Consider the following 649-nt stretch of genomic DNA (forward strand, 5'->3'; position numbering starts at 1 on the left):
GCCCGAATCGTTAGATTCGGGCTTTCTACAATTTGAAGCCTGGTAATGTCCTACTTTCACATAGCAAATGCTACACTATCATCGGCGCTGTTTCGTTTCACTACTGAGTTCGGCATGGAGTCAGGTGGGTCCAAAACGCTATTGTCACCAAGCAAATTTGGGCGTTAATTCGTATCTCTACGCATTAACTGAATTTGGAAAATATCTGATAATATTTTTTAAGTCTTTCTAAGTAATATCTACTTTAGTTATATTAACTTCTGTCTAAACTGTCGCATAACACGCGTTTGGCGTTGTATGGTTAAGCCTCACGGGTAATTAGTACAAGTTAGCTTAATGGCTCACACCACTTCCACATCTTGCCTATCAACGTTGTAGTCTTCAACGGCCCTTCAGAGACTGTAAAAGTCTAGTGAGAACTCATCTCGAGGCCTGCTTCGCGCTTAGATGCTTTCAGCGCTTATCAGTTCCGAACGTAGCTACCGGGCAATGCCATTGGCGTGACAACCCGAACACCAGAGGTTCGTCCACTCCGGTCCTCTCGTACTAGGAGCAGATCCTCTCAAATTTCCAACGCCCACGGTAGATAGGGACCGAACTGTCTCACGACGTTCTAAACCCAGCTCGCGTACCTCTTTAAATGGCGAAC

At 45.3% G+C, this 649-nt stretch carries 2 rRNA genes; both read right to left on the reverse strand.

Going from position 1 to position 649, the window contains the following annotated elements:
* Positions 1-37: 37 nt before the first annotated feature.
* Positions 38-152: ribosomal RNA gene (gene rrf / locus I6E81_RS14205) — 5S ribosomal RNA — on the reverse strand.
* 145 nt (positions 153-297) lie between these two features.
* Positions 298-649 (reverse strand): 23S ribosomal RNA (locus I6E81_RS14210); the annotation flags it as partial.

The organism is Salinibacterium sp. NG22, from assembly GCF_015864925.1.
Taxonomy (GTDB): domain Bacteria; phylum Actinomycetota; class Actinomycetes; order Actinomycetales; family Microbacteriaceae; genus Rhodoglobus.